The organism is Brevibacillus panacihumi W25 (assembly GCF_000503775.1).
GTDB classification, from domain to species: Bacteria; Bacillota; Bacilli; order Brevibacillales; family Brevibacillaceae; genus Brevibacillus; species Brevibacillus panacihumi_A.
On sequence record NZ_KI629782.1, the window covers coordinates 545,519 to 570,439 of the forward strand.

Here is a 24,921-nt window from a genome sequence, read left to right on the forward strand (position 1 = left end):
AGGTGGTCGACATGTTGACGGTCTCGATACAAAAAGAGCTTCCTGATTTTCTTCTGGACGTCTGCTTTACCATACAGGAAGAGATCATCGTCTTATTCGGTCCCTCCGGCTCCGGGAAAACGACGATTCTCAACAGCATCGCCGGGCTTGTCACACCTGATGCAGGTACAATACGGCTGGGAGACAACATGTTTTACGAGCAAGGAAAAAAACCGCTCCCTGTACAAAAGCGAAATATCGGCTACGTCTTTCAGGACTACGCGCTTTTTCCCCATATGACCGTCGCCCAAAACATTCGTTACGGGATCAAAGAAGGAAAAGAAGTAGGGCTGGATGAGTTGGTCGCTACGGTAGGCATTGGCCATTTGCTCGACAAGTATCCGCATCAAATCTCCGGCGGGCAAAAACAGCGCGTGGCACTTGTCCGCGCTTTGGCGACCAAGCCTGATTTGCTGCTTCTCGATGAACCCCTGTCCGCTCTCGACGCGGATACGCGCAAGGAATGTCAAGACGAGTTGCTTCGTTTGCAAGCAGCGTGGAAAATCCCCTTTTTAATGGTAACGCATGACCGGGAAGAGGCCGAGCGCTTGGCAGATGTCATTTTAACGATAGAAAACGGGAAACTGGCTGGAGAAAAGCGGCTTGTCCCCGATCTCGCAACGAGGTAGCACAAAAATGAAAAAGCCGTGAAGCAGGGTTCGCATCGGTTGCGAATCCTCGCTTCACGGTTTTTTGGTTGATCATCTCTATCTTGCTGTAATCGGTTCAATGGTGACATCGTTCTGTTTTGCCCAACGATGCAGGTCTGCCAGAAAGGGAATGACGTCGTGACTCTCGTGATGGACGCATAACGTGTCCGCAGCCAGGTCGATGTGCTGTCCGTTTACAGTCATCACCCGTTGCTGCAGAACCAATTGTCTCGTCTGCTCCATCCGCTCGTCCTTGCTGATCAGCACACTGCCTTCCAGCTCTCGTGGAGCAAGTCTTCCGTTCGGCAGGTACGCCCGGTCTGCAAACACCTCTTCTGCAACCTGCAAGCCATGCTCCAGGCCTGCTTCGACCAGCTTGCTCCCAGACAAGGCGTAGAGTATCAATTCCTCGTCAATATCCGCTACGGCGCGGACAACCGCCTCAGCCAGTTCTGGACGCTCAGCGGCTTCGTTGTACAGCGCACCGTGCAGTTTGACGTGATGCAGCTCCCCTCCGAGCGCTTTGGTCATTCCCGAAAGAGCCGCCACCTGATACAACACCAGTTCATACACTTCCGTTGACGACAAGTTCATGGGGCGGCGACCGAACCCGTGGATGTCTGCATATCCAGGATGCGCCCCTATTTTTACCTGTTGCCTCAGCGCAGCGTCAATTGTCCGGCGAATGATGTGAGGATCACCCGCGTGCAACCCGCAGGCAATATTGACCGAGGTCACCCACTTCAAAATGCCCAGATCTTCTGCTTGCCGTCCTCTGCCGAAGCACTCGGCCATATCGCAGTTAATATCAAGTTGTATCATCTATGTACACTCCCTTCCTGGTATGATCTATATTCCCCTCGATGAAAACGCATACATGAGCGTTACGATCGCTTTCCGTCTCTCTTTAGCATACCATGTACGAGACCTGGGCAAAAGCAGAAAAGCTGCCGAAACATGGCAGCTTCCCAACATCTTATGGCGAGGCAACCTTCGTGTGAATGCTCTCCTCGTTCAACAACGTCTCCGCTAAAGCCATCACTTGGCTCTTTTCTTGTTTGTAATCGTATTCCTTCGCTTTATCCGGCCTTGCATTATTGTACTCCACCGGGATCTCATGCCGATGGGAACGTTCCACTTTGGTCACGAAATGAAGCTTTTCCATGATGCGGATCGTCTCGTCAATCTGATTGGCGTCCACGTACATCGAGACGTAGTGCAGCCGTTTGGAGATGTAATGAATGGTGCCAAATTTGCGTAAATTTTTGGCAGCACGTGTGTTCTTCACCCACACGGCGACCCCCAGCCGTCGATCTCTCATGTTTGGTCGTCGGTCTCCTTCCCAAACGATGGTATGATAATGGCAAGCCTGAGGCGGGTGCATCAGTGTTTTTTCACACTGCACCCGCAACTGCCGCCTGTACCGCAACCGCTGCTCTTCGCTTCCAGAAACGGGTTGTTGCTCGGAACCTTAATCGTCTCTGACACAGCGTCGGCAATTGTGCGGCTGACCTGGTACAATAATTCATCCAGCCGCTCCTCGGCCCGTTTGAAAGCCTGTACCGAATCCATCAGCTCGATCGTGCGCTTCAACTCGCGCACTTCCTTGGATATATGGTTGAAATCGGGATGGTACTTCCCGAATCGTTGTACATCCTCGTACTGTTCTTTCTTCTTTTCAAACAAGGAAAGCAGCCGCTGCACTTCCGCGTCTTCTTCCATCGCTTGCTTGGCCTGCAGGTACTCCGAGACCTCGCGCGACTGGTTAATCATCGTGGACAGTTCGTAGGACTCCATGATCAACGCGGTTACGTCCGCTGTTTGCAATGACTCCATTATGGCGAAGCCTCCTTTCTATCATCAAGGTCATGCTTTTTTATTGTACCACGATCATTTCTCTTCGTACAGATAATCAGGCACCAGGATGCGCACTCGGCCAATGTCATCCAGCCGCATGCGTTTTTTGCCATTTCGTCCAGAGATCGTGACCATCCAATACCCCATCTCGACGCGCAGGTCGCTTGGCTTTCCGCTCCAGGTCGTTTGCCCGTCCGACTGCAATTCTACATCCAGTTGCAATTCATGGGCGCGCTTGAGCAAGTCACGAAGGGATTGGGGATGGTAGGATTGCAGATGCTGCGTCCAAACCTTGGGCAAAGCAGTGATCCGAGCCACTTCTTCTCCCAAATCCGGAAACGTGTTCTCGACTGCATACCCCTCCCAAGGCTGCGATACCTGTATCAGACCGACGCGAGTCTGCTCCTCCTGCCTGTCACCTCGGTTCCTCTGCTCCCCATCGGCCATGTCAAGCAGATGGGGGTCATAGCCGTAGCGGCGCAGTAGATCGACCCATTTCCCATGTTCCTCTGCCGTAATCAAGAATTCGGTTGGTGAGAGAAGCTGTTTCAAAAATGGTTGAAAATCAGCCATTTCCTTCCACTCTGCCAAAAAGCCCGGGTGTGCTGTCCGTACGCGATACACCGGTTCGATCTGGATCTGTCGGGCTGTCTTCGCCCAGTGGCTGACCAATTCCCCGACCGCGTCCGGCAGCGGATGGATGCAATGAGCCTGAAGCAAGCCGATGATTTGTGTCTCATCTCCCCCCGCCGTCAGATAGGCTTGTACAGACTTGTCCTGGAGTTGGGCTCGCAGAAGAGTGCCGTCCGACTGGATGGTACAAAAATCACTGAGCTTCCAAATGGCCTGTAAAGGTACGAGCGGGGGAATCGTAACCTCTCCCGCCGGATCAACATACCAGCCTTCCTGCTCTTCGGCACACGCCATCGCATTCCAACGCCAAAAGATCTGCTCCTCCTCATCAACCCCGAGCTGTACCCAGCCGAGTCCCGCCAATAGATGCAACCATTGTTCGGCGACTTGCTTGCCTGCCTCAACAGGTACGTCAAACCCTGCCTCTTTTAGCATGCTCAAATGCGCTGCCAACGAACACCACTGATCGGCAGGCACCTGACCCATCACACAGGCCATCGCATCCCACCAAGGCTCCTGCGGCAAGTACTGCTCACAAACGATGTGATACATGTCTGCGAAACGGCTTGCCGGGGATTGGCTCAACCAGCGCTTCACCCGTTCATCGTCGATCGCGAGGCGACGGTCGCATTCGAAGACAAGCCCCAGCTTCCAGGCCAAATCCAGTACGATGAGCAAATCTCGTCCTGCCGGCGGCTCCATTTCCCAAGCAGAAACTTGCAAACCTTGAAGATGCACGTCCTTGATCGTCAGAAGGTCAGTCATTTTCTGCTGGTAACGGCGATGGACCGTCCCTTTTTGCGTGAGGGGGATCTCATGATCGCGGATGAACAGGAGCAATCCAATAAGATCCAGATGAATCCCTCTGCCTGCTGGTATATAATAAGGGAGCGTTTTCGACAGCATCACATAAGCCGTATCTGGTTCCGGTAGCAGACATCGTGTCAAATGCTCCCGGATTTCTTGCGGCATCAGATAACCAATCTCACTCCACATTTTTCTCACGGTAATGACAAGGCCCAATCTCCGAAGCCTTGTGAGCCCGACGGACATGAGACGATGCTCTTTGATTGACGCCTTTTCCCAATCTCGTCTCGTAAAAAAGCCTCTCGGGGCAAATTGGACAAACTGTCTGATGACGCTGCGCTCCCATTCACTGGAATGCTCCCATACATGCTGCGCAAAAGCCGGGTCCGCCAAGCGGTCGAATAAAGGCTCCTGCGTATCCATGCCAAAACGGCGGGCATGCTCTTGCACAATGGCCTGCTGCGTCGTCTCGGACAAATATTCTAGTGAATCCTGTAAACTCACTTCTGCCACCTCGACTTTTTCTCGTTCGGTCTTCGATAGATTACACAACAAATGGAGGGATTTTCATGTTGTCCATGCTGCCCGGTTTGTTGCTTGCCGCCACTCTTGGCGCTACTGTAGGAACACCAGCGTTGCCTTCTACTCATCCTACCCCAAGTGCAACGATGAATAAAGAGCTCGCGCAAGACGGCATTCATGAGAGTGCAGTCGCTCCTTATCCGCCTGCTGTCAAGCAAGCCTTGCAAAAGGTTCGGAAAAGCGGCGGCTACACCTTGGTTCGAGCAAACGGAAAAACGTATGTCGTGATCGGCGCGGGGCCAAAACCAACAGGAGGCTATCGCCTGGTCGCTGAGCCAGTCAAGAAAACAGCTCCGCATCAGTACAAGCTGCACGTTCGCTTGCAAGCTCCTGCTGCTGGTACGATGAAAACACAAGTCATTTCCTACCCGACACTGGTAGTTGCCGTACCTGATCAACAAGCAAACGTAGACGTCCAGGTGCGTTAAATTCCTATACGCTTACCAAAAAAGCCGACACTCGCAGCGCCATCTGGCCCTTCGGATGTCGGCTTTTCTTCAGTGGAGTCCTCAAAAACATTCCCCGCTACGGTTTGACCTCAATATGGAACCGCTGTGTAACCCCATATGATTCGTGATTATTGTGAGCCAATTCCACCATGACCTCGTGCTTGCCTGCCGCGATGTCTTTTAACACATATGTCGGTTCAAATACCTTGGCTACCTTCTTTCCGTCGAGATAAAGATGGACATGTCCTTCACCTGCGCGGTTTTCCTTGCCCATATTCTCCAGCGAGAAAGAAAAATGATTGACTGCAAGCTGCAAATGCAGGTCATCTTCCTTCAGCGAATACTTCACGTCGAGGGTAGGAGGCTGCTGATGAGTGCCTATTTCTTCGACCGCTTCTACGGGAGATGCCGTCTCGGAGGAGTCCTTATTTACATAGAGCAGCGTTTCGACGCAAGCGGCGAAAGCGATCAAAAGCAACAAGCGAAAGAGAAAACGTTTGGCTTTCATGGGGATACTCCTTTCCAAAATCCGTTATCCCCAGTGTGCCCAAATCACCGCTTAAAAAACCTTCTTGCGCTGCTGATCTTCCTTCAAAATTTCGACCGCTTCCCTAAAGCGCAACGAGTGGACGATTTCCCGCTCGCGCAAAAATCGCAGACTATCCTGCAGATCGACGTCGTCAGTCATGTCAATCAGCCATTGGTACGTTGCACGCGCTTTTTCCTCCGCAGCAATATCTTCATAAAGGTCTGCGATCGGATCGCCCTTGGCTTGGATGTAGCTCGCCGTCCACGGTACGCCTGATGCATTTTCGTAGAACAGCGCCTTGTCATGATTCGCATAATGTGCCCCAAGGCCTGCCTCCCTTAATTGGTCCGGAGTCGCATCCTTGGTCAGCTTGTAGACCATCGTCGCGATCATTTCCAAATGGGCAAATTCCTCTGTCCCAATATCTGTCAAGAGCCCGATCACCTTGTCAGGTATCGTGTAGCGTTGATTCAAATATCGCAGCGCAGCGGCCAACTCGCCGTCCGCACCGCCGTATTGTTCAATTAAAAACTTCGCCATCTGAGGATCGCACTTGCTGACGCGAACAGGGTACTGCAGTTTTTTTTCATAGATCCACATAACCTCTTTGATCCCCTCTTTCTATACTTGCCAAGGCCAGGGAACGTTGTTCCACTGCCAAGGGTACCCGGAATAGCTGTGGCCGAAATTGAGCAGCGGACCATACAGGGATTCAAACTCCTGTGCAATGGCCCAGCGCTGTTCGGTTTGCTGGTTGAACTGTTCGATGGCGTTGCGGTCTGTCGGATGCGTATCCAGATACAGATTCAGTTCGACCAATACAAAATCGATCGCTTGCAGCTGTTCCAGCAGTTCATAGTAGCGTTTGTCGCCAGGTTGATTTGCGGAATTCATGTTACCCCTCCAATCCTTCTTGATCCCCGCGACCGGAATAAGGACTGTACAAGGCAGGCCATAGCGTGCCAAGCCTCAACGCTTCCATCGGGGAAAACTGGGGTAAATTCTCCGGTTGAAAACCTATGAACAACTGAGGGTTAACTTGGTAGGTCTTGACGCGGATCGGCGGACAAGGATCAAACGGACTAATGTACGGATAGTAGACGCGAATCTGTGAATACAATACTTACTCCCCCTCCCAGGAACTAGGTATCTGACTAGTCACATTACCTTATGTAACCTGCCCTGGGTTGGTGATGGGCATCTGCCTAATCGCAAGCCGGATCTTGCTGCTCCCTATCGTTTGGGAGCACGGTAACCAGCTGCCTGCGCTTCCTCTTCTGTCGCGAACCACTCTTCAGGGTTTGTCCGATCATAGTTGGCAGAGCCGGGAACGTGATAAATTTTCTCACCCTTGGAATTGATATTGCCTTTGATCAGCTTGCCTTCCGGTGCTTCTGAGGACTGAGCTGATTTTTTCGATTCCCCGGAAGTACTGGTCTTCTTCTCTGACGATTCCTTCGGTTGGCTCTCCTCCAACGCCCACAACCCGCGGTTTTGCTCACGCGCCTCCCGCTCCGCCTCCAGAAACAGGTCCGCATGCGCAACGTTCGGCGGAATTGTCATAATCCGGGCGTAGCCTTCCCGAACTAGCTTTTCGTTGACAAAACTTCCATCAGGCAAATAGACGTAGGCGAGCAATCTGCCATACCGGTCTTTTATCTCGACATCAAACTTCAAGGTCACTTGCTTGCCGGTCAATAGCTCTTTGGAATAATCACTTGCTTCCTTTCCATATGGCTGCACAGGCGTGTTTGGTTTTACGGTTTCCGGCGTATCTACTCCGATCATGCGGACTTTTTCTCCGCCAGACAGTTCAAACGTATCCCCGTCGACTACCCTTTTAATTGTCGCTTCCATTTCTCCATTTGGCTTGGGCTGTTGATCAGCGGCGCATGCGGTTCCTACGAGCATCGCCACCACCATCATCCCTGCCAGCATCCATTGTTTCATGATTCCTGCTCCTCTCTTACGGTGTGTGCACTGTGTACAAGGGTAGTAGAAGAAGACACAGTGGTCAAGAGACAGGAAAACGTAAAAACGACCCCGAAAGTAAGGTCGTTTTGTCTATACTTCCAGATATTAATCTCGGTCGGCGTTGAACAAGAAGAACAGCACCGCGACGACGATGATGATCCACAGCAGCTCATCATTATCACGATCAAAAAAACCGTCGAACAGACCCATTGCCGAGTCCTCCTTTCCCTTCTCGCTACAGCCTATGCAAAAACCTAGATGCGCGTCATTGCATGGAAGAGCCCAAAAGAAAAAAAGACGTTGACTCACCGCGGATTCGCCAATAAAAGGTGAACGTAGCGGGTCAGTCTCTTCGCTTGGACCTCAAAGCCCAAATCCTGCAGGCCTTCGATCAGGCGGGAACGGTCGGCATACCATTTGTCTTCGATGATGCGAATGGCTTCTTCTTCCCCGGCATCGCGCAAAGCTCGCAGATGCCTTTCCCGTTCCGCCTGATCTATGAACATCAGATCGGCAATCACCAATCTCCCGCCAGGTTTGAGTACGCGATTGAATTCCGCCAGCGCGAGCAGCTTCTGTTCATCCGTAAGATGGTTCATGGCATAGCTCGTCACGACAAAGTCAAAGCCATTCTCCAGAAACGGAATCGCAAAAAAAGTGCCTAGCTTCGTGGGGATGAACGGATGCTTTTGCCTACATCTTTGCAGCATTTGCAGGGATTGGTCAAAGCCGCTCATGTGGATTCCCCGCAGGGCAAAACGGCTCGCCAGATTCCCAGTACCGATCCCGGCGTCCAGCCCTTGTTCTCCCTCCTGCGGGTTCGCGGCTGCTACGACCGTATCGAGCACATATTCATAATTTTCATGCGGATTGAAACCCTCCCGCTCCCCCAGCACAAGCTCATCGTAATGATCCGCGATCTGATCGAAATTCCATCGATCTACCCAATTATCCCGTGTTTGCCGCAATCGCTTGTTTCCCTCTGCCAACTCGTACAAGGCAGCGGCATCCATCACACCATCGTGCTTGACGCGTTCGATCATGGTCTCCGTGGTTTGAATCAATTTGCTCATCTCAACCCATCGGCTGTAGAGCACGGATCGCTGCAATTCCAAGTGATGTAGGAGGCTCCCCTGCTGATCCTCCATTTTTTCCATTACCAAGCGTATATCCTCGATCTGCATCCCGACTTCCCGCAAAGTGACGACGGTCTGCAGCTTCCAGACGTCCTCTTCGGTAAAATGGCGATACCCCGATTCATCCGCCTTCTGCGGCTTAATCAGCCCTTTTTCCTCATAATAGCGTATGGCTCGCGGCGTGATTTGCAGGCGAGCAGCCATATCCTTGATCAGCATCCGGTTCCTCCCTGTCCCCTTCTACTCCAGAACTTCATGCTTGTACCTGTATCATAAACCCTGCCGTCGCGTGAAGGTACAGAAAAAAAGCTGCCGACCGATGCCGACAGCTTGTTTGATAGAAAAACGTTTGGTTACGATTGGGTAGGCTGAGAGATTTCGCGTATTGCTTCGTTTGTTTCATCCTGATGGACCTCACGTACAGCCATGTCGGCAATCGCTACAATTCCTACAAGCTTGCCATTCTCGACGACTGGCAGACGGCGAATTTGATGCTGGGCCATAATTTTGGCAGCTTCATCTACCGTCATGCCCGGCTGACCGAGAATGATGTCGCGTGACATGACTTGCTCAATAGCAGCGGATCCCTGACGTTTTTCTGCCAGTCCGCGGATGACGATGTCACGGTCCGTTATCACGCCGATGACGTCTTCCTTCTCATCTACCACCGGGATGACACCTACATTCCAGTCACGCATTTTGCAGGCTACTTCGTATACATTATCCTTAAGCGTCACTGTCGCTACATCTTTGGTCATGATTTCACGCAGGGTACGATTTTCTACTTTTGCCATTCCTTCTCCTCCTTTTTCTATGAGACGATTGTAGTGTGTCCAACTCCCAGATTCATCATTCAGAGAGCGAAAGGATGGACATCTCTTGACAAGAGCGAAGTATGCATTGCGCTTCTTGCCAAAAGATACTATATTAATAAGTGAAAATCTCACCATTTGTAGGAGGAAAAATAATGGTTATCAAGGATAGCGGGATTGGCACCAAGGAAGTTTTCTTCGCCGATCTTGAGCATTACATGAGTGATCTGGGATTTGACCGCGGTGCATGGGATTACAAACACGCTACATACGATTATAAAATCGAAGATAAAGGCAACACCTACTATCTGCGTATCGAAGCTACCGTTACCAAAGGGAAGCTGGAAGATACCCACGCTGAACTGAAGCTGGAGGAACCATACCTGGGCAAGCATCTGTTCCCGCATGGTTTCGACTACGACTGCAACATGCCGGACTCGGTCGTGCAAACGGCGAAGCGCAAACTGCAAATGCTCAATGAAAAGCTGTCTTCCCATTAAGAATCGCCATTAATTCCACAGACTGTTAGCAGGTGCAGAGAGGTATCCCCTCTCTGTTTCACGTAGAAGGGGGTTTTCAATGATGAAGACACGGGGCGTTCCCGATTTTTTGCTCCTGTTTTTGACTGCCCTGCTCGTCGGATTTGGTTTGCTGATGGTTCTCAGCGCCAGTTCGATTTTTGCCCTGACCAGCTTTACAGCGCATGGCTGCAGTTACTGCAACGGCGACGAGTTGTATTTTGTAAAAAGACAAATCCTCTTTTTGCTGCTAGGCATTTTCGGTATGCTGGTTGCCATGAACATCCCCTTTTCCTTTTATAAACGTCATTTTTTGGGGATTGCCCTCATCAGCCTACTTGCATTATTTCTGGTACTCATACCGGGAATCGGGGTAAAAATCAACGGGGCACGCTCCTGGTTCAACCTGGGCGTCGCCAACCTGCAGCCTGCCGAATTTGCCAAATTGGGCTTGATCTTGTACCTGGCCGCAATCATCAGCAAAAAAGGGGACGGCATACGCAAGCTAAAGTCTGGCCTCATGCCCCCGCTGGTCATTACCGGTTTGTTTTTCCTGCTGATCGCCTTTCAGCCTGACCTAGGCTCTGCGGCGATTCTGCTTGGGGTGGCTTTGGTCGTTCTGATCTGCGGAGGTGCCAGACTGGTACAGCTGATCGGAATCGGCTTGCCTACTGTCAGTGTCGCGCTTTTTGCTTATATCAGTACAAAAGAATATGCGATCAATCGGATCAATTCCTATATGGACCCTTGGAGCGATCCTCTGCATACGGGCTACAACATCATTCAGTCCTGGATTGCCATCGCACACGGCGGTATCTCCGGAACTGGTTTTGGCAGGAGCATTCAGAAGTATCTGTACCTCCCGGAAGCGCATACCGATTTTATCTTCTCCATCATTTCGGAGGAGCTCGGTTTTATTGGTGCCTCACTCTTTTTGTTGGTGTATCTGCTTTATTTGCTTCGCGGAATACATATCTGTCTGCGCGTCAAGGATACGTTCGCCAGCCTGGTCGGAATCGGTGTCATTACCATGATCGGCTTGCAGGCGATGATCAACATCGGGGGGGGAACCGGATTGATTCCCCTGACTGGCGTCCCGCTGCCCTTTATCAGCTATGGCGGATCCTCTCTCCTCGTGTGTCTGATCGCCACAGGAATCCTGCTGTCCGTGTCGCGTGAAGTAAGCCGACAGAAAATAGAAGAACAGCTTCAACAGCAACACTCCTTCTCGATGTAAAAAGAGCTATCCCTGCTTGTCATGTGAAGACGCATGACAACAGGATAGCTCTCTTTTTTCGATGCTATTCTCTTACAGTTCGATTGTGTCTACACGAACATTGATCGCTTCCACAAACAGACCGGTTATATGCTCCACCGTCTCCTTCACCTTTTTCTGCAAGGTGTTGCACGCATGATGTATAGGCACGCCATAACGAACGGAAATACGCAAATCGATCGTAACCCTGCCGTCCAGAATGGAGACATTGATTCCTTTCATTCCACCCTGGATTTTTTTCGCCAAATCTTGATACAAGCCTCCAGAACGTACCGAAACATCCGACACTTCTTCAACTGCAACTCCAGCCACGACTGCGACAACATTGTCAGCGATTCTGATTTCCCCGATATTGTCCGCCATCTGGACGCCCTCCTTTTCGCCCGAATCCTGCCTGCTTTCAGATTTTTCTTTCATTATAAACAATCACAGCTTGGGCTTGAAAGAAATTTCTCTGCTATTTTGTCGAAGGATTGCCTCCAATATTTTACTATGCAAGCTCTGCGAAAACTGGGAATCCTATAGCTTGAAGATCTTGAGAAACATGCCTGTAACAATGTGCAAACGGCTTATCCCAAGTATAGTCAGTCATGATAAGGAGTGGATTGTTCATGAATCGGCCTGTAAAATGGCTCGTCGCCTTCCTGCTCGTCGCCGGTTTGCTGACGACGGCAGCCGTTCTCTCTCCCGCGCGTTCGGATGCCTTTAGCAAGCAAATTGTAAAAGTAGGCGCGCAAGGTCAGGACGTTCGGGAGATGCAGGGACGACTGAAGCTTCTCGGTTTCTACACCGGAAAAGTAGACGGTGTCTTTGGCTGGCGTTCGTATTGGGCGTTGCGCAACTTCCAATACGAATTCGGAATGAACGTAGACGGTGTACTCGGTCCGAAGACCAAGCTGAAGCTCTACAATGCCACCAAGCACTATAAACCGACAGCCGAGGAGCTGGGGGTTCCGCAAACAGCCCAGCCCGCTGCCCCTCAACAAACCCAAACCCAGTATGCGGCAAAAGGTATCTCCAGCAATGACCTGAAGCTGATGGCAAACGCCGTGTACGGGGAATCGCGCGGGGAACCCTATATCGGTCAAGTGGCAGTCGCTGCAGTCATCTTGAATCGGACCAAAAGTCCTTCCTTTCCCAACACGCCTGCAGCTGTCATTTTCGAGCCTCGTGCTTTCACAGCTGTAGCAGACGGCCAAATCTGGCTGACACCCAACGAGACGGCATCCAGAGCTGTCCAGGATGCCTTGAAAGGCTGGGATCCTACGGGAGGAGCCCTGTACTATTTCAACCCCGATACGGCTACCTCTGGCTGGATCTGGTCGCGTCCGCAAATTAAAAAAATCGGCAAGCATATCTTCTGCCGATAAAAAGGTGGCATTCGTGATGCCTGTCAGGCTGTCGAGTCGATCTCGACAGCCATTTTATATCGAAACGAAGATAAGCATCCCGAAGTTAAGGGATGCTTAACGTGAGTCCCGCAGCCGGCTTACCCGCGCTGTCCTTGCATGTGCTCCGCCATCTTCGCAAAGCGTTCCTCCGGTTCCGTGGTTCCGCACACGCCGCATTGCACCATGAATGCTTCACCCTTGTACGGCTGATGAAACATGTCCAGCTCTTCCGTCCTCAACTCCGCTACTACCTCTCCTGTCTGTGGATCGAGACGCATATAGCGCGGGGTTTGTTCGATTACGGTGAACCTCATGCGATTGGACTTGCAGGTAGGACAGAGCAATGGTCTGGTCATGATTGCCACCTCCCAATAATGTTCACCGATTAGTTTCCTACCAGAAGAGGAAAGCTATACCCACATCCCCTACCATCTTGGGGAGACAATTCGGAGATTGCTGGAGGAACCTGCATGAATCAACGTCTCTTTTTCTCGTTGATCGCAGCGAGTCTGGTGCTTGCCGCGTTCGCCCACTATTTTACGGATCATGCTATCTTTCAATTCGTGACTGCAGCACTGGCCGTTGTTGTCCTCGCCGCTTGGCTGGGCAAATCGACAGAGAGCGTGGCCCATTATGCCGGTGATCGCATTGGCGGTTTTCTCAACGCTACATTCGGCAATGCCGCAGAGCTGATCATCTCGTTTTTCCTCGTGCGTGATGGCTTGTTCGAAATGGTAAAGGCCTCCATCACCGGTGCCATAATCGGTAATATGCTATTGGTGCTTGGTCTGAGTGTTTTGCTCGGCGGCCTCAAGTACAAGGAACAGAAATTCAATGCGAAGCTTGCCGGGCACAACGCCTCGTTGATGATTTTGGCAATCGCCGCCCTGTTTATTCCCGCCGTCTTCCTGCGCGAGCTGCCCGTAGTAAAGATCGAGTCATTGAGCATCGTTATCGCCATTCTGCTCATTATCGCCTATGTGCTGTGGCTGATTTTTTCCATGGTCACGCACAGCGATTTTTTAAGCGATATCGATCCGCAAGAAAGCGAACCGCTCTGGTCCAAAGGCATTTCCATTCTGATGCTCGCCTTGTCTACGCTTTTCGTGGCCATCGTCTCCGAATGGCTAGTGCACGGCGTGGAGTATATCTCTCACACCTTTGGCTGGTCTGATCTCTTCGTCGGCGCCTTCGTGATCGCGATTATCGGGAATGCCGCAGAACACAGCGCCGCGGTCCTCCTGGCTGTGAAGGGAAGGATTGGCGGCGCTGTAGAAATTGCCATCGGCTCCAGCCTGCAGATCGCCCTGTTTGTGGCCCCTACGCTGGTGCTGGTCAGTTTGTTGATCGGAAAACCGATGGACTTCGTCTTTACCCCTTTTGAGCTGGCCGCAATTGCAGCAAGCATTCTGATCACAATCTCCATCACACGTGACGGAGCGACAAACTGGTTTGAAGGAGTTCTGCTCTTGACCGTCTATATCATCCTGGGCACAGCCTTTTTCTTCGTCTGACGTCCGGGGCCCAGAGCCGACTAAAATACCCCCAGCATATGCACAAACACGACCACGATAGCGATTGGCGCTGCGAAGCGAAGCAGGAAAAGCCAAAGCAGAAACAGACTGCGGCCCCAGGTAGAGCTGACCTGCAATTCGCTTTGCAGCACCTCCCGCTTCATCTTCATCGGAACGAAAACGGCGATCAGCAGTGCGCCCAGGGGCAGGAGAATATTGCTCACCAGATAATCTGCCGCATCGAAAATGGACTTTCCAAAAATGTGCACATCTGCCAAGGGACCATAAGAGAGTGCCGACGGTATCCCTGCAGCGAAAATGAGCAAACCGATCACCCAAGACAAACGTTTTCGCTTTTCCTCATTCCCTTTAGACAGGGAGGCGACAATGATCTCCAAGAGAGAAAACGCTGAGGTTAAGGTAGCGAACAAGAATAATGCCAGGAACACGAGTAAAAATACCCCGCCAAAGGGGATTTGCTCAAAGACAGAAGGAAGTACGATAAACAGCAAGCCCGGTCCCGCTTTTGGTTCCACGCCAAGTGAAAATACGGCCGGAAAGATCGCCAGCCCGGCAAACAAGGAGACCAACAGGTTCAGGCCAACGATGGAGCCAGCAGAACGGACCAGATTTTCATTTTTCGCCAGATAGGAGCTGTAGGTCACCATCACCGACACCCCGACGCTCAAGGAAAAGAAGGATTGTCCCATCGCATAGAGAATGGCTTCTGCATTGAGTTTGGAAAAGTCGGGCCAAAGGAAGAACTTTACTCCCTCCATCGCACCATCCAGCGTCAGGGAACGCACCATCAGGACGAGAAACAGAATGAACAATGCCGGCATCATGTACTTGTTGGCAGATTCAATACCGTTTTGGACGCCTCGGGCGACAACCCATGCCGTGATCAGCATAAACAAAAATTGCGCGCTTACCGCACTGGCAGGGTCGCTGATCACTGCTCCGAACAATGCATCATAGGGTTGCCCCATTAACTGCCCGCTTACTGCCCGATACAGGTAGATCAGAATCCACCCTCCAACCACGCTATAGAACGAGAGCAGGATAAAAGAGGTCCCCACCCCCAACCGTCCAATCCAATGCCAAAGCGATCCGGGTGCAATCGTTTTGTACGCAGAGATCGCTTCCTTCTGTGTACTGCGGCCAATCGTGAACTCCGCCAATAGAAGCGGAAGTCCGATCACAATCGTAAACAGCAGAAACAGGAGAAAAAAAGCACCCCCACCGCTCGTCCCTGCTACATAAGGGAACTTCCAGATTGCCCCGAGACCAATCGCCGACCCTGCCGCAGCCAAGATAAAGCCTAGTCTGCCTGTCCACTGCTCTGTTTGTTTCATCAATACCTACACTCCTCTTGTCGATTCTCGGATGTGGAAGGAAAAGAAAAACCCGCTCCACAAGGGAACGGGTCGGGTCTCGCGGTGCAAACATGAAAAACGAGGATGCATAACGCTCCCCTCGTTTTTACTTGTTCCTATACATTTCATGAAGATCAGCCAGTTTACGCTCCAAAGAACCCATGATCTCCCGGCCAATCTCTTCGTCTATCAAACCGAGTCGTACCGCGTACTCTACTTCTCTTGAGAGCCCGAACATTTGCGTATCCAGTACTTCCTCATAAAGCGGGCACTGCGGCATGGTCAGGTTTTCCATCTGTACGTCGATCAGTTTAAAGATTTTGTCTGCGTCTGCTTGAAGCAAAGCTAGCGCTTTTTGTTCCAGATCGATTACCTTTAATTCTGTCAAAACCTATCCCTCCGTTTGCCTCCATCCTTATCATACATAGTACGCGATTCTGGGCCATTTGAAAAGGGGAGAAGAGAGTCGAAATGTAACCAGCTAAAAGATACCAAGTTTTCACTCTTTGTTTGCTGGTTTAAAAGTGGTTGAACCCATAGACTGTATCGCCCTATCGAGCCGCTCCATCGCTTGTACCAGGAGGGAGCGCGGGCAAGCAAAATTGATGCGAATAAATCCTGTGCCGCCGCTTCCGAAGACCTCACCGTTGTGCAGGCCGAGCTTTGCTTTTTGCAGCAGCCACATCAGCGTTTCTTGCGGAAGGCCCAGTTTGCGGAAATCTATCCAGCCCAGATAGCTGGCTTCCGGCACCCGCATGGAGACTTGAGGCACGCGTTCCGCCAAAAACTGATGGATAAACTGTGCATTTCCACGCAAGTATACCAGCAATTGATCCAACCATTCCTCGCCGTGCTGATAGGCTGCGATGGTGGCTTGCACGCCGAACAGATTGACAAACTCATGGCCCATGCGTGTGGCGGCCGACTGGAATGCTCGCAGAATCTCAGGGTTGGACGACAGCGCAAAGGAAGTAAACAATCCGGCTATATTAAACGTCTTGCTAGCAGATACAAGCGAGAGGCTTTGTTTGGAAAGCTCGTCCGGCAAGGCGTAGTAAGGAAGATGGCTTCCTTTTTCATAGACCAGATCTGCGTGAATCTCGTCCGCGACCACCAGTACGTCGTGATCTACGCACAACCTTCCCAATCGCAGCAGTTCATCACGGCTCCAGATGCGTCCTACTGGATTGTGCGGACTGCAGAGAAACAGCAGCTTCACCTGTGGATCTCGTACCTTTTGCTCCAAATCAGCAAAATCGATGAAGTAATTCCCGTCATCCTCCAATAGCCTATTCTCCACGACTTCACGCCCCCGGTTTTTTACCGACAAGAAAAAAGGGTGATAGACCGGTGTTTGTACGATTACCTTGTCTCCCGGGGAGGTGTAGGCTTCAAGCGCTACGTGCATCGCGGGAATAATGCCTGCGATGCTGGTCATCCAGCTCTCCTCTACAGCGACTTGGAAGCGGCGGCGAATCCAATCCTTTAGCGAAGTGTAAAATTCCTGCGGCTCGATGGAATAGCCGTAGATCGGATGGGCCACGCGTCTCGCCAGCGCTTCCGTAATTTGCGGAGGGCAGGCAAAATCCATATCCGCGACCCAAAGCGGGATCATTCCCTCCTCATTATAGCCCCGCATGTTCGATTCCCATTTCAGGCTGCAGGTTCCCGTGCGATCGGTTACCGCATCAAAATCAAACTTCATCTGCGCCACTCCATTCTGATTTTTCTGTCTAGTAAGCATACTCCTTTTTGTGCTGCTTCTACAAGTAGCTTCCCCATTTGCCAGTACTTCTGTCCCTGCGTTACAATGGGTACGAACAAGTACCAAAGAGTCGGAGGAATGCCTCATGTCAGAAGTGATTGTGTTTAAAGGGGCGGTCTCCTACCCCATTACGCTAGACCCTACTGTCTGGATTTTTGATGACCGCAAAATCGATCTGAGTACGTACGTCGGCGATGCAGACGGATCGGACGACGGCAAGGCTACGTATCTGAAAGGGACAGGCTCCCAGTGGGATAAAGAATTGCGCGAAGGTGCGACACCTCCAGCTGAGAAACCAACCAGTCTGGTAGAAGCCCGAAAAGCTCTGGAAGGAGATTACGGGATGCGGCTCGATCCGTTTATCACGAACGCCCAGCCGCTTCCAGAGGCCACTCATGTCCGCCTGCATCGTCATGACGATGAGCCGATCATCCTGTCCATAGAGACGGCCAGAAGGGCAATCCTGCAATTTGCAAGCGGCGGCAAACCGATTCGCGAGCACGGACCTGTCCATTTTTATCTGCCCGAGGTACTGCTCGCCAAGGAAGAGCCTATTCAAGGGATCTATGCCATTGAATTTTTTGCAGCAAACTAAAGATCGGAATCGAACGAGAAAAAAGCCATTCACTTGCATTGAAAGTGAATGGCTTTTTGCCGTCTATGTAACGGCTCTCTATGAACGATCAGTGATCAGGCACTAGCTTTTGTAATGGATATGTTGCGATGTTTTAGTTCAAGGCTCAGCAGTTCAATAAAAGCTGCGTCCAATTGAAGGTCGATAGCACGATGATATACTTCTATCAACATTTGATCGCTCATGTATTTCACCCTTGCTCACCCCCATCCTTGTGTTGAGCCCATTTTATCAGATGCTTGTACATCGAACAATCGTTCCTCTATCCACAGGCCTTGTGGGCATCATGTGGGTATCTTGTGGGCAAGCTGTGAGCAAATGCCAGAAAAGCTGGTAACGTCACTGTGCATATCGTTGACAAAGATATCCACAATTAGTCGATATTTGTCGAAAGAAAAAATGAAAAAGACTGCGCGGAGGCAGAATTTTCCACTCCATGCAGTCTTATCCATATATTTTTTTACGCCTTTGCCGCCTGTGGGGCGTGCAGCACTTGCTTGATCCGTTCGATGGACCAATCCAGGTCTTCCTTGGAAATGACCAAAGGCGGAGCGAATCGAATCGTCGTTTCATGTGTCTCTTTGCACAGCAGTCCCAGCTCTTTCAATCGCTCGCAATACGGGCGAGCTGCTGTTTTGAGTTCAAGCCCAATGAACAATCCTCGACCGCGGATTTCCTGGATCATGGGGTTTTCGATTTCCTGCAGCTTTTTCAGGAAGTATTCCCCCATTTCGAGTGATCGCTGTACCAGTCCCTCATCCTCCAGGACGTCCATAGCCGCGATCGCCACGGCACATCCCAACGGATTGCCGCCGAATGTCGAACCGTGGGAGCCTGGTTCGAAAACGCCAAGGATCTCTTGGTCTGCAGCCACGGCCGAGATCGGGAACACCCCACCACCCAAAGCTTTGCCCATAATGTACATATCCGGCTTTACATCCTCCCAGTCGCTTGCGAAGAGCTTGCCGGTACGACCAAATCCGGTCTGGATCTCGTCACTGACCAATAGGACGTTATGCGATTTGCACACCTCATACGCCTCTTTTAGAAAACCATCAGGCGGGATGATAATACCTGCTTCTCCCTGGATTGGCTCCAGCATGAAGGCAGCCGTGTTGGGGGTGATCGCTTTTTTCAGCGCCTCTATATCTCCATACGGGATAATCTTGAATCCCGGTGTAAACGGTCCAAATCCGCGGCGATACTCCTCCGCTGAGGAGAAGGATGTCACCGTCACGGTCCGGCCGTGGAAATTTCCTTCACAAACAATGATCTCAGCTCTGTCCGCCTCTACCTTCTTCACATCATACGCCCAGCGACGTACCGCTTTGATCGCCGTCTCCACCGCTTCGGCACCCGTGTTCATCGGCAGGATCATCTCCTTGCCGGTCAGGGCCGACAGCTTCGCGTAGAATTCACCCAGCTGGTCGTTGTAAAAGGCTCGGGAAGTAAGGGTCACTTTGTCAGCTTGATCCTTCAAAGCCTGAATGATGCGCGGGTGGCGATGCCCCTGGTTCAGTGCAGAATAGGCACTCAACATGTCCAGATATTTATTTCCCTCCGGATCGTAGACCCAGACCCCCTCCGCGCGATTGATCACGATCGGCAGAGGATGGTAGTTATGGGCTCCGTATTTCTCCGTTTGCTCGATGACGGTTTTTGTCTTGTTCATGTCATGCTGCCTCCTTCTATAATGGAAACCTCTCTTGATTGTTAAAGAATAGCAAGAATGATGCCAATTCACCCAACAGCCAATACCAATCCTTTGAAGGTGTTGGAGCAAAAATTTTTGGCAGTTCAACACGCAAAATATTTTTGCAGCAAAATCTGTTTGCATTCATTTTTCTTATGCTATGATCAAGTTACAAGGAAAGGCGGTGAAATGGCTGTGTCGTCTCCTACCAATCAACCCGCTGCCGACACGCTGTTGCGGATCTACGAACAAATCTTGAATGAGATCAACGAAGGCGTCCATGTCATTGATGCCAGCGGAATGACGATTCTCTACAACCGGAAAATGACCGAGCTGGAAGCGATGAAGCGGCAGGACGTCTTGTACAAGCCGCTCACAGAGGTTTTTCGATTCCCCGATGGACAGGAAAGTACCCTCTTGACCTGCTTGCAGACCGGAAAAGGCATCCGCAATACCAGACAGACCTACTACAACGGAAAACGAAAGGAAATCACAACCATCAACCATACTCTCCCGCTCGTGGAAAATGGGGAGTTGATCGGCGCTGTAGAAATCGCCAATGATGTGACGAAAATGGAACGGTTGATCCGCGAAAACATTCAAGAGAAAACCGGAGCAGTGTATTCCTTTGCCGACATTATCGGAAACAGCGCTGCACTGCAAGACGCCGTGGCAAATGCCAGACGTGCAGCCCGCACTTCCTCCTCTATTCTGGTAGTCGGAGAGACTGGAGTCGGAAAAGAACTGTTCGTGCAGAGTATTCACAATGCCAGTCAACGTGCCGCACGCCCGTTCATTTCGCAAAACTGTGCAGCCCTCCCCGATACGCTAATCGAGGGGCTGCTGTTTGGTACCGCCCGTGGAGCCTTTACCGGGGCCATAGAACGCCCCGGACTCTTTGAGCAAGCGGAGGGCGGGACGCTTTTTCTCGACGAAATCAATGCGCTTAGTATGCCTCTGCAGGCTAAATTGTTGCGTGCGTTGCAGGAGAAGACGATCCGCCGCATCGGAGATACCAATGACCGAGCAATCGACGTGCGGATCGTGGCTGCCATGAATGAAGACCCGGTAGAGGCGATTGCCCATCAGCGTCTGCGCAAGGACCTCTTCTATCGGCTTGGCGTCGTGACCCTTTTGGTTCCTCCACTTCGGGAGCGAAAAGAAGATCTTCCTGCCTTAGTGGATTCTTTTACGAGGAAGTACAACTCACTCTTTCAAATGGAAGTCACGGGGGTAAGTCCAGAGGTGATGCAGTTTTTCTACCAGCACGACTGGCCGGGGAACATCCGCGAGCTGCAGCATTTGATCGAAGGAGCCATGAACCTGATGGGAGAAGAATCGCTTATCACACTGGAGCACTTGCCTCTCCCCTTGCTGCGGCGGACTCCTGCCAGCATTGTCCCTCCTGCCGAACCGGTCTATCCCATGCCGGAGAAGGAGAAATCGCTCAAGGAAGTCATGGAGGAGTACGAAGCCTCCTACATCCGCCACATCGTCGCCAAGCATGACGGCAACCTCTCCCATGCGGCCCATGAACTCCAGATCAGCCGCCAGAGCTTGCAATACCGCGTGAAAAAATTAGGACTGCGCCGCTCGTGACGATGCAATTTTAACCTCGATGCAAAGAAAAAAGCTTGTGCCTCCCCTGCCGCATCGGTCAGGGAACATGCACAAGCTTTTTTGATGAAACCTATAAACTCCTATACAGAGGAGATGCTCACAATTTCTGTTATGACAACCATCGCAAAAACAGCAAATCCCAGGGAACTCGTAACTAGCAGCATCCGCTTTAGTTTTTTCATATCTTCCATGAAATCGTCCCTCACTTTCCTTTTAGCCCATACCTATACCGTTATATACGATTGGCCCAAGGAAAATGTTTCACAGCGCCTGCGTTTTTCATAAATTTGCCATTTTTGCTCCCTTTTCAAATCGTCCCTCATCCCGCTCCATCTGATACAGCTTCCAGGCTACGATGAGTCCGACAACGAGACAAATCATCCATGGCATCCACGGCATCGCCAGTTGATGGCCCATATCATAGACCCAGCCTCCCACGATTTGCCCTACAGAACCGCCAATCGCCACCGAGTAGCCATTGAAGCCGTAGTATGCGCCAACCATTTCTTTGGGGGCAAAACGCGGCACCATCTCCACCATATTGGGGACGGAGATCATCGTACCCAATGCGTACAGAAATACGTTGATCAGCATCAGCCAAAGCGAATCGGCGAAAGCCAGCATGAACAACCCGACTCCCATCACCAGCGCGCCAATCCCGATCAGAGTCAAACGCTGCTGAAAGCCTTCCAGCCAGCGTGTCACCTGCATTTGCAAAAGGATGACGGAAATGGAAACGGTCGATAACACGACCCCAACATAAAAAGTATCGCCTGTCACATCTTCTACAAATCGGGGAATCGTCAGGAAAATTTGCATATTTAAGTAATAATAGCCCATTAGAATGATCGTAAACCTGACGAATCGTCTGTCTTTCAACACATGGGACATGCTCTCCCAGACACTGTACCGGGTATTCTTGGCTGCAATCGGAGGAAGAAGCAGGAACAACACGAGCCCGCACAGCGCAAAAATACCTCCTGCAAATAGCGACAAGTAGGTAAAATCTACGACCGACAAGGCTGTACCGACGAGCTGCGAGCCTACGACACCGATATTTCCCAATACGTTGCGAAATGCAAATACTTCCTTGCGCACCGAATCAGGCGTATGCACAGCGAATGCTGCTGATACGGCCGGGTCAAACAGTGAACCGCCAAGACCGGACAAAATCGCCGCCAAAAAGAAATGCCAGGTTTCCGTGCAGTACGCAAACATGGCAAAGCCGACGGCACGGACAAGCATTCCGATTACCATCGTTCCTTTATAGCCGAATAAATCTGCCATGGCTCCACCGAGGAAGGCAAAGCCCTGCTGGGAAAATTGCCTAACGCTCAGTACGAGAGCGGCCATGGCCAGCGTCCAGCCAATGCTTCCTGTCAAATGCAGGGTGAGATAAGGGATCAACGCGTAAAAACCCAAGTTCATCATAAAGGAGGTCGATAGCAGCAGCTTGACTGCCAGCGGAGTCTCCCTCCATACTTCCCGTTTCATGTCCAATACGCCTCTCTCTCACTTCACCCGAAAAAAGTTTTAGGGATACTCCCAGCTTAAAGAACAAGGTATACTTTGGGAAACGAACAATTTTGTATATGGTAATCAATTATTTAGATAAGAGGGATCATCCAGGATGGACTTTGAACAATTACGCGCATTTTATACATTAGCCCAGACCAAAAACTTCACCAAGGCAGCCGAGATGCTTCACCTGGTCCAATCAACCGTCACCATGCGGATCAAGCAATTGGAGGAAAAGGTGGGGAAGCCGCTCTTTATCCGTGACAAGCGCAGCGTCGAAATCACCCAGGCCGGCTTGACTCTTTTGCCTTATGCCGAACGAATCCTGCAGCTCTCCCACGAAGCCGTGAACGAGGTCGCTTCGCTGCAGCCGTATGAAGACTATTTATCTGTCGGGAGTCTGAATGCCATCTGGACTTCGACGCTTGAACCTATATTGAAAGCGTATCACTACCGCTACCCGTCGATTGCCCTAAGCACCAAAACCGGACGCTCCTCCGACGTCATTCAGTACCTGCTGGACAATGTCATCCAGATTGGCATCGTCTACGTCCCGCCTTCCCTGCCGAATTTCGACGTGATCCCGACTTGGGAGGACGAAGTGGTGCTGGTATGCGCCTCCGACAGTACATACGCGGCCACCAATCAAGTAGATGCGAGCGAGCTTCGCCATCTACCTCTCCTCTATATGAGCTGGGGTCCTCCCTTTAATGAATGGATCCGGCAAACCTTGCCGCGAAACTACGTGCCGCGGCTCAATGTAGACAAAGCAGAGTTGGCAATCGATCTCGTAAAAGAAGGACTCGGAGTCAGTCTGTTGACCCGCTCCACCGTTCAAGCCGAGCTGGCGGCAGGCACGCTGAAGGAATTGGCCATCACCGGAAACAAGCCTCCCAAGCGCTCCGCCTATATCGTGCTGCCCCGCGACAAGAAGAACAAGCCCAGCGTAGAAAAATGGCTGGGCTTGATGAGAGAGTTTGGTTATCGGACGTAGACTTCTTTTACACCTTAAGGTTTCTCCTATCGCGCAGATTCGAGGACGGCAGGTGCTTCACGATGCCTGTCGCTCCACTGCGCGAGGGCGTACCGCGACAAAAAGTAAAAAATCATAGACAGGCTAATGCCGCAAATCACATCGCTGAAATAATGAACCCCCAGGTACACCCGGCTCGATGCGATCAAGATGACCAGCAGGATCGCTGCTGGCTGAATCAGCCAAGACCAGCTCTTGTCCCTGAGCCCATTGTGCAGAATGATGGCCAGCAACAGGTAAAAGGCGGTTCCGACCATCGCATGACCGCTGGGGAAGGAAAAGGAGGTCGGCAACTCTACCAGGTGAAACAACGTCGGGCGCGGCCGGGCAAAATACGCCTTCATTCCTTCATTCAACAGAAAAGCCGATAGCAAAGTGAGAAAGATCACCAGCGCTTCGGCACGTTGTCCCTTATAGTAGCAGATCAGCATGACAAACAGCCCTACGAAAGCCAAAGCAATGCCTCCGCCCCAAAATGTAAGCATTCCAAGAAAGGCTGTCAACCAATCTGTTCGGATTGCAGACACCCATTCGAATGCAGCTTGATCAAATGAAGCGAGCAGACCGCTGATATGTAAGCCAACCAACAACACGGACAAAATCGCAAAACCAGATGCACCAAGGAGGGCACCTTTTTGCGCATGCCGCGTCATAAGTAGATCTCCTTTTCCATCAGCTCGCGCAATGAAGCGGCGAATCGCTGATCGTCTTCACGGGTCCGGGCAGCGGGACCACGCGTCCTGCCTCCGCCACGCCGAAAACGAGCTTTTTCGTTACGCTCTTCCAGGTGAAAGGCAATCCGCTCAGGATCAAAAATCAAGCCGTGCGGAGTGAGCGGCAAGGCTTTTTTTCCCATCACCAGCGCCGCTAAACCGATATCCTGCGTGACGACGATGTCTCCCGCCCGCGTTTCGTTCGCCAGCTTCATATCAACAGCTTGCGGACCAGCGTCCACGACGATGTGGTTATCCCCTTGCAGCTGGTGATTCAGACTGGCGAAGGTCAGGCATCGCCAATTCTTTTCTTCACTGAGTAATTGTGCGATCGCCAAGGCCTGGCGAGGACAGGCGTCTGCGTCGATCAGGATGCGGCGTTCAAGCATGGGCATCCACCCT

General features: G+C 51.4%; 30 protein-coding genes. 9 read left to right on the plus strand and 21 right to left on the minus strand.

Going from position 1 to position 24,921, the window contains the following annotated elements:
• Positions 1-11 precede the first annotated feature (11 nt).
• The gene (locus tag T458_RS32140) at positions 12-668 is read left to right on the plus strand and encodes an ATP-binding cassette domain-containing protein (RefSeq protein ID WP_023554604.1); all 657 of its coding nucleotides are present in this window, start codon (positions 12-14) and stop codon (positions 666-668) included.
• Between the two features lie 78 nt (positions 669-746).
• Here the strand turns inward: T458_RS32140 and T458_RS32145 are convergent, their stop codons facing one another.
• The 4 genes from T458_RS32145 to T458_RS32160 form a co-directional block, all read right to left on the minus strand.
• Positions 747-1,511 carry a LamB/YcsF family protein gene (locus tag T458_RS32145; protein ID WP_023554605.1) on the minus strand — a complete coding sequence of 255 codons (765 nt, stop codon included), beginning with the start codon at positions 1,509-1,511 and terminating at the stop codon, positions 747-749.
• A 154-nt stretch (positions 1,512-1,665) separates the two neighbouring features.
• Positions 1,666-2,010 (minus strand): YlbG family protein, encoded by a 345-nt coding sequence (locus tag T458_RS32150; RefSeq protein ID WP_023554606.1) that lies wholly within the window; start codon positions 2,008-2,010, stop codon positions 1,666-1,668.
• A gap of 62 nt (positions 2,011-2,072) precedes the next feature.
• Entirely contained in the window at positions 2,073-2,525 is a 453-nt protein-coding gene (locus T458_RS32155; RefSeq protein WP_023554607.1) for a YlbF/YmcA family competence regulator, read from the minus strand.
• A gap of 54 nt (positions 2,526-2,579) precedes the next feature.
• Entirely contained in the window at positions 2,580-4,490 is a 1,911-nt protein-coding gene (locus T458_RS32160) for a hypothetical protein (protein WP_023554608.1), read from the minus strand.
• A 65-nt stretch (positions 4,491-4,555) separates the two neighbouring features.
• Between T458_RS32160 and T458_RS32165 the strand changes: the two genes are divergently transcribed.
• Positions 4,556-4,996 (plus strand): protease complex subunit PrcB family protein, encoded by a 441-nt coding sequence (locus tag T458_RS32165; protein ID WP_023554609.1) that lies wholly within the window; start codon positions 4,556-4,558, stop codon positions 4,994-4,996.
• A gap of 97 nt (positions 4,997-5,093) precedes the next feature.
• Here the strand turns inward: T458_RS32165 and T458_RS32170 are convergent, their stop codons facing one another.
• From T458_RS32170 to T458_RS32200, 7 genes are all read right to left on the minus strand, one after another.
• Complete coding sequence (locus T458_RS32170) at positions 5,094-5,525, minus strand: hypothetical protein (RefSeq protein WP_023554610.1); 432 nt, start codon at positions 5,523-5,525, stop codon at positions 5,094-5,096.
• Positions 5,526-5,576: 51 nt separating this feature from the next.
• Complete coding sequence (locus T458_RS32175) at positions 5,577-6,146, minus strand: manganese catalase family protein (protein WP_023554611.1); 570 nt, start codon at positions 6,144-6,146, stop codon at positions 5,577-5,579.
• Between the two features lie 21 nt (positions 6,147-6,167).
• Positions 6,168-6,440 (minus strand): spore coat protein CotJB, encoded by a 273-nt coding sequence (locus tag T458_RS32180; protein WP_023554612.1) that lies wholly within the window; start codon positions 6,438-6,440, stop codon positions 6,168-6,170.
• Position 6,441: 1 nt separating this feature from the next.
• Positions 6,442-6,666 carry a spore coat associated protein CotJA gene (locus T458_RS32185; protein ID WP_023554613.1) on the minus strand — a complete coding sequence of 75 codons (225 nt, stop codon included), beginning with the start codon at positions 6,664-6,666 and terminating at the stop codon, positions 6,442-6,444.
• Positions 6,667-6,779: 113 nt separating this feature from the next.
• Entirely contained in the window at positions 6,780-7,496 is a 717-nt protein-coding gene (locus T458_RS32190) for a thermonuclease family protein (protein ID WP_023554614.1), read from the minus strand.
• 329 nt (positions 7,497-7,825) lie between these two features.
• A complete protein-coding gene (locus T458_RS32195; RefSeq protein ID WP_023554616.1) occupies positions 7,826-8,875 on the minus strand; it encodes a MerR family transcriptional regulator in 1,050 nt (349 codons plus the stop codon).
• Positions 8,876-9,009: 134 nt separating this feature from the next.
• A complete protein-coding gene (locus T458_RS32200) occupies positions 9,010-9,450 on the minus strand; it encodes a CBS domain-containing protein (protein ID WP_023554617.1) in 441 nt (146 codons plus the stop codon).
• Between the two features lie 173 nt (positions 9,451-9,623).
• Between T458_RS32200 and T458_RS32205 the strand changes: the two genes are divergently transcribed.
• Together T458_RS32205 and ftsW are read left to right on the plus strand one after the other, a co-directional pair.
• A complete protein-coding gene (locus T458_RS32205; RefSeq protein WP_023554618.1) occupies positions 9,624-9,968 on the plus strand; it encodes a YugN family protein in 345 nt (114 codons plus the stop codon).
• 82 nt (positions 9,969-10,050) lie between these two features.
• Positions 10,051-11,223 (plus strand): putative lipid II flippase FtsW, encoded by a 1,173-nt coding sequence (ftsW, locus tag T458_RS32210; RefSeq protein WP_031305352.1) that lies wholly within the window; start codon positions 10,051-10,053, stop codon positions 11,221-11,223.
• Between the two features lie 72 nt (positions 11,224-11,295).
• Here ftsW and T458_RS32215 read toward each other — a convergent pair whose 3' ends face one another.
• Complete coding sequence (locus tag T458_RS32215) at positions 11,296-11,625, minus strand: Asp23/Gls24 family envelope stress response protein (protein ID WP_023554620.1); 330 nt, start codon at positions 11,623-11,625, stop codon at positions 11,296-11,298.
• Positions 11,626-11,873: 248 nt separating this feature from the next.
• On the opposite strand from T458_RS32215, the gene sleB reads away from it, so the two are divergent.
• Positions 11,874-12,632, plus strand: a complete 759-nt coding sequence (sleB, locus tag T458_RS32220; protein WP_023554621.1) for a spore cortex-lytic enzyme — start codon at positions 11,874-11,876, stop codon at positions 12,630-12,632.
• A gap of 119 nt (positions 12,633-12,751) precedes the next feature.
• On the opposite strand, the gene T458_RS32225 is transcribed toward sleB, so the two are convergent.
• Complete coding sequence (locus T458_RS32225) at positions 12,752-13,009, minus strand: hypothetical protein (RefSeq protein ID WP_023554622.1); 258 nt, start codon at positions 13,007-13,009, stop codon at positions 12,752-12,754.
• Positions 13,010-13,123: 114 nt separating this feature from the next.
• Here T458_RS32225 and cax point away from each other — a divergent pair, with 114 nt between their 5' ends.
• Entirely contained in the window at positions 13,124-14,167 is a 1,044-nt protein-coding gene (gene cax / locus T458_RS32230) for a calcium/proton exchanger (RefSeq protein ID WP_023554623.1), read from the plus strand.
• Positions 14,168-14,187: 20 nt separating this feature from the next.
• Here the strand turns inward: cax and T458_RS32235 are convergent, their stop codons facing one another.
• From T458_RS32235 to T458_RS32245, 3 genes are all read right to left on the minus strand, one after another.
• Positions 14,188-15,522, minus strand: coding sequence for a sodium-dependent transporter (locus T458_RS32235; RefSeq protein WP_023554624.1), 1,335 nt, complete (start codon positions 15,520-15,522; stop codon positions 14,188-14,190).
• A 127-nt stretch (positions 15,523-15,649) separates the two neighbouring features.
• The gene (locus T458_RS32240; protein WP_023554625.1) at positions 15,650-15,931 is read right to left on the minus strand and encodes an Fpa/YlaN family protein; all 282 of its coding nucleotides are present in this window, start codon (positions 15,929-15,931) and stop codon (positions 15,650-15,652) included.
• Between the two features lie 111 nt (positions 15,932-16,042).
• Positions 16,043-17,248, minus strand: a complete 1,206-nt coding sequence (locus tag T458_RS32245; protein WP_023554626.1) for a MalY/PatB family protein — start codon at positions 17,246-17,248, stop codon at positions 16,043-16,045.
• A gap of 145 nt (positions 17,249-17,393) precedes the next feature.
• Here T458_RS32245 and T458_RS32250 point away from each other — a divergent pair, with 145 nt between their 5' ends.
• Positions 17,394-17,903 carry a molybdopterin-binding protein gene (locus T458_RS32250; RefSeq protein WP_023554627.1) on the plus strand — a complete coding sequence of 170 codons (510 nt, stop codon included), beginning with the start codon at positions 17,394-17,396 and terminating at the stop codon, positions 17,901-17,903.
• Between the two features lie 95 nt (positions 17,904-17,998).
• On the opposite strand, the gene sda is transcribed toward T458_RS32250, so the two are convergent.
• Complete coding sequence (gene sda / locus T458_RS32255; RefSeq protein WP_023554628.1) at positions 17,999-18,136, minus strand: sporulation histidine kinase inhibitor Sda; 138 nt, start codon at positions 18,134-18,136, stop codon at positions 17,999-18,001.
• A gap of 266 nt (positions 18,137-18,402) precedes the next feature.
• The gene (locus T458_RS32260) at positions 18,403-19,614 is read right to left on the minus strand and encodes an ornithine--oxo-acid transaminase (RefSeq protein WP_023554629.1); all 1,212 of its coding nucleotides are present in this window, start codon (positions 19,612-19,614) and stop codon (positions 18,403-18,405) included.
• 210 nt (positions 19,615-19,824) lie between these two features.
• On the opposite strand from T458_RS32260, the gene T458_RS32265 reads away from it, so the two are divergent.
• Positions 19,825-21,234: a sigma-54 interaction domain-containing protein gene (locus T458_RS32265; RefSeq protein ID WP_031305353.1), complete on the plus strand. Its 1,410-nt coding sequence runs from the start codon at positions 19,825-19,827 to the stop codon at positions 21,232-21,234.
• A gap of 300 nt (positions 21,235-21,534) precedes the next feature.
• Here T458_RS32265 and T458_RS32270 read toward each other — a convergent pair whose 3' ends face one another.
• Positions 21,535-22,749, minus strand: a complete 1,215-nt coding sequence (locus T458_RS32270; protein WP_023554632.1) for an MFS transporter — start codon at positions 22,747-22,749, stop codon at positions 21,535-21,537.
• A 136-nt stretch (positions 22,750-22,885) separates the two neighbouring features.
• Between T458_RS32270 and T458_RS32275 the strand changes: the two genes are divergently transcribed.
• On the plus strand, positions 22,886-23,767 hold the full coding sequence (locus tag T458_RS32275; RefSeq protein WP_023554633.1) for a LysR family transcriptional regulator: 882 nt from the start codon (positions 22,886-22,888) through the stop codon (positions 23,765-23,767).
• 26 nt (positions 23,768-23,793) lie between these two features.
• Here T458_RS32275 and T458_RS32280 read toward each other — a convergent pair whose 3' ends face one another.
• Together T458_RS32280 and T458_RS32285 are read right to left on the minus strand one after the other, a co-directional pair.
• Positions 23,794-24,459, minus strand: coding sequence for a phosphatase PAP2 family protein (locus T458_RS32280; RefSeq protein WP_023554634.1), 666 nt, complete (start codon positions 24,457-24,459; stop codon positions 23,794-23,796).
• Positions 24,456-24,908, minus strand: coding sequence for a DUF188 domain-containing protein (locus T458_RS32285; protein WP_023554635.1), 453 nt, complete (start codon positions 24,906-24,908; stop codon positions 24,456-24,458). Before T458_RS32285 ends, T458_RS32280 begins: the two co-directional genes overlap by 4 nt.
• Positions 24,909-24,921: the final 13 nt, after the last annotated feature.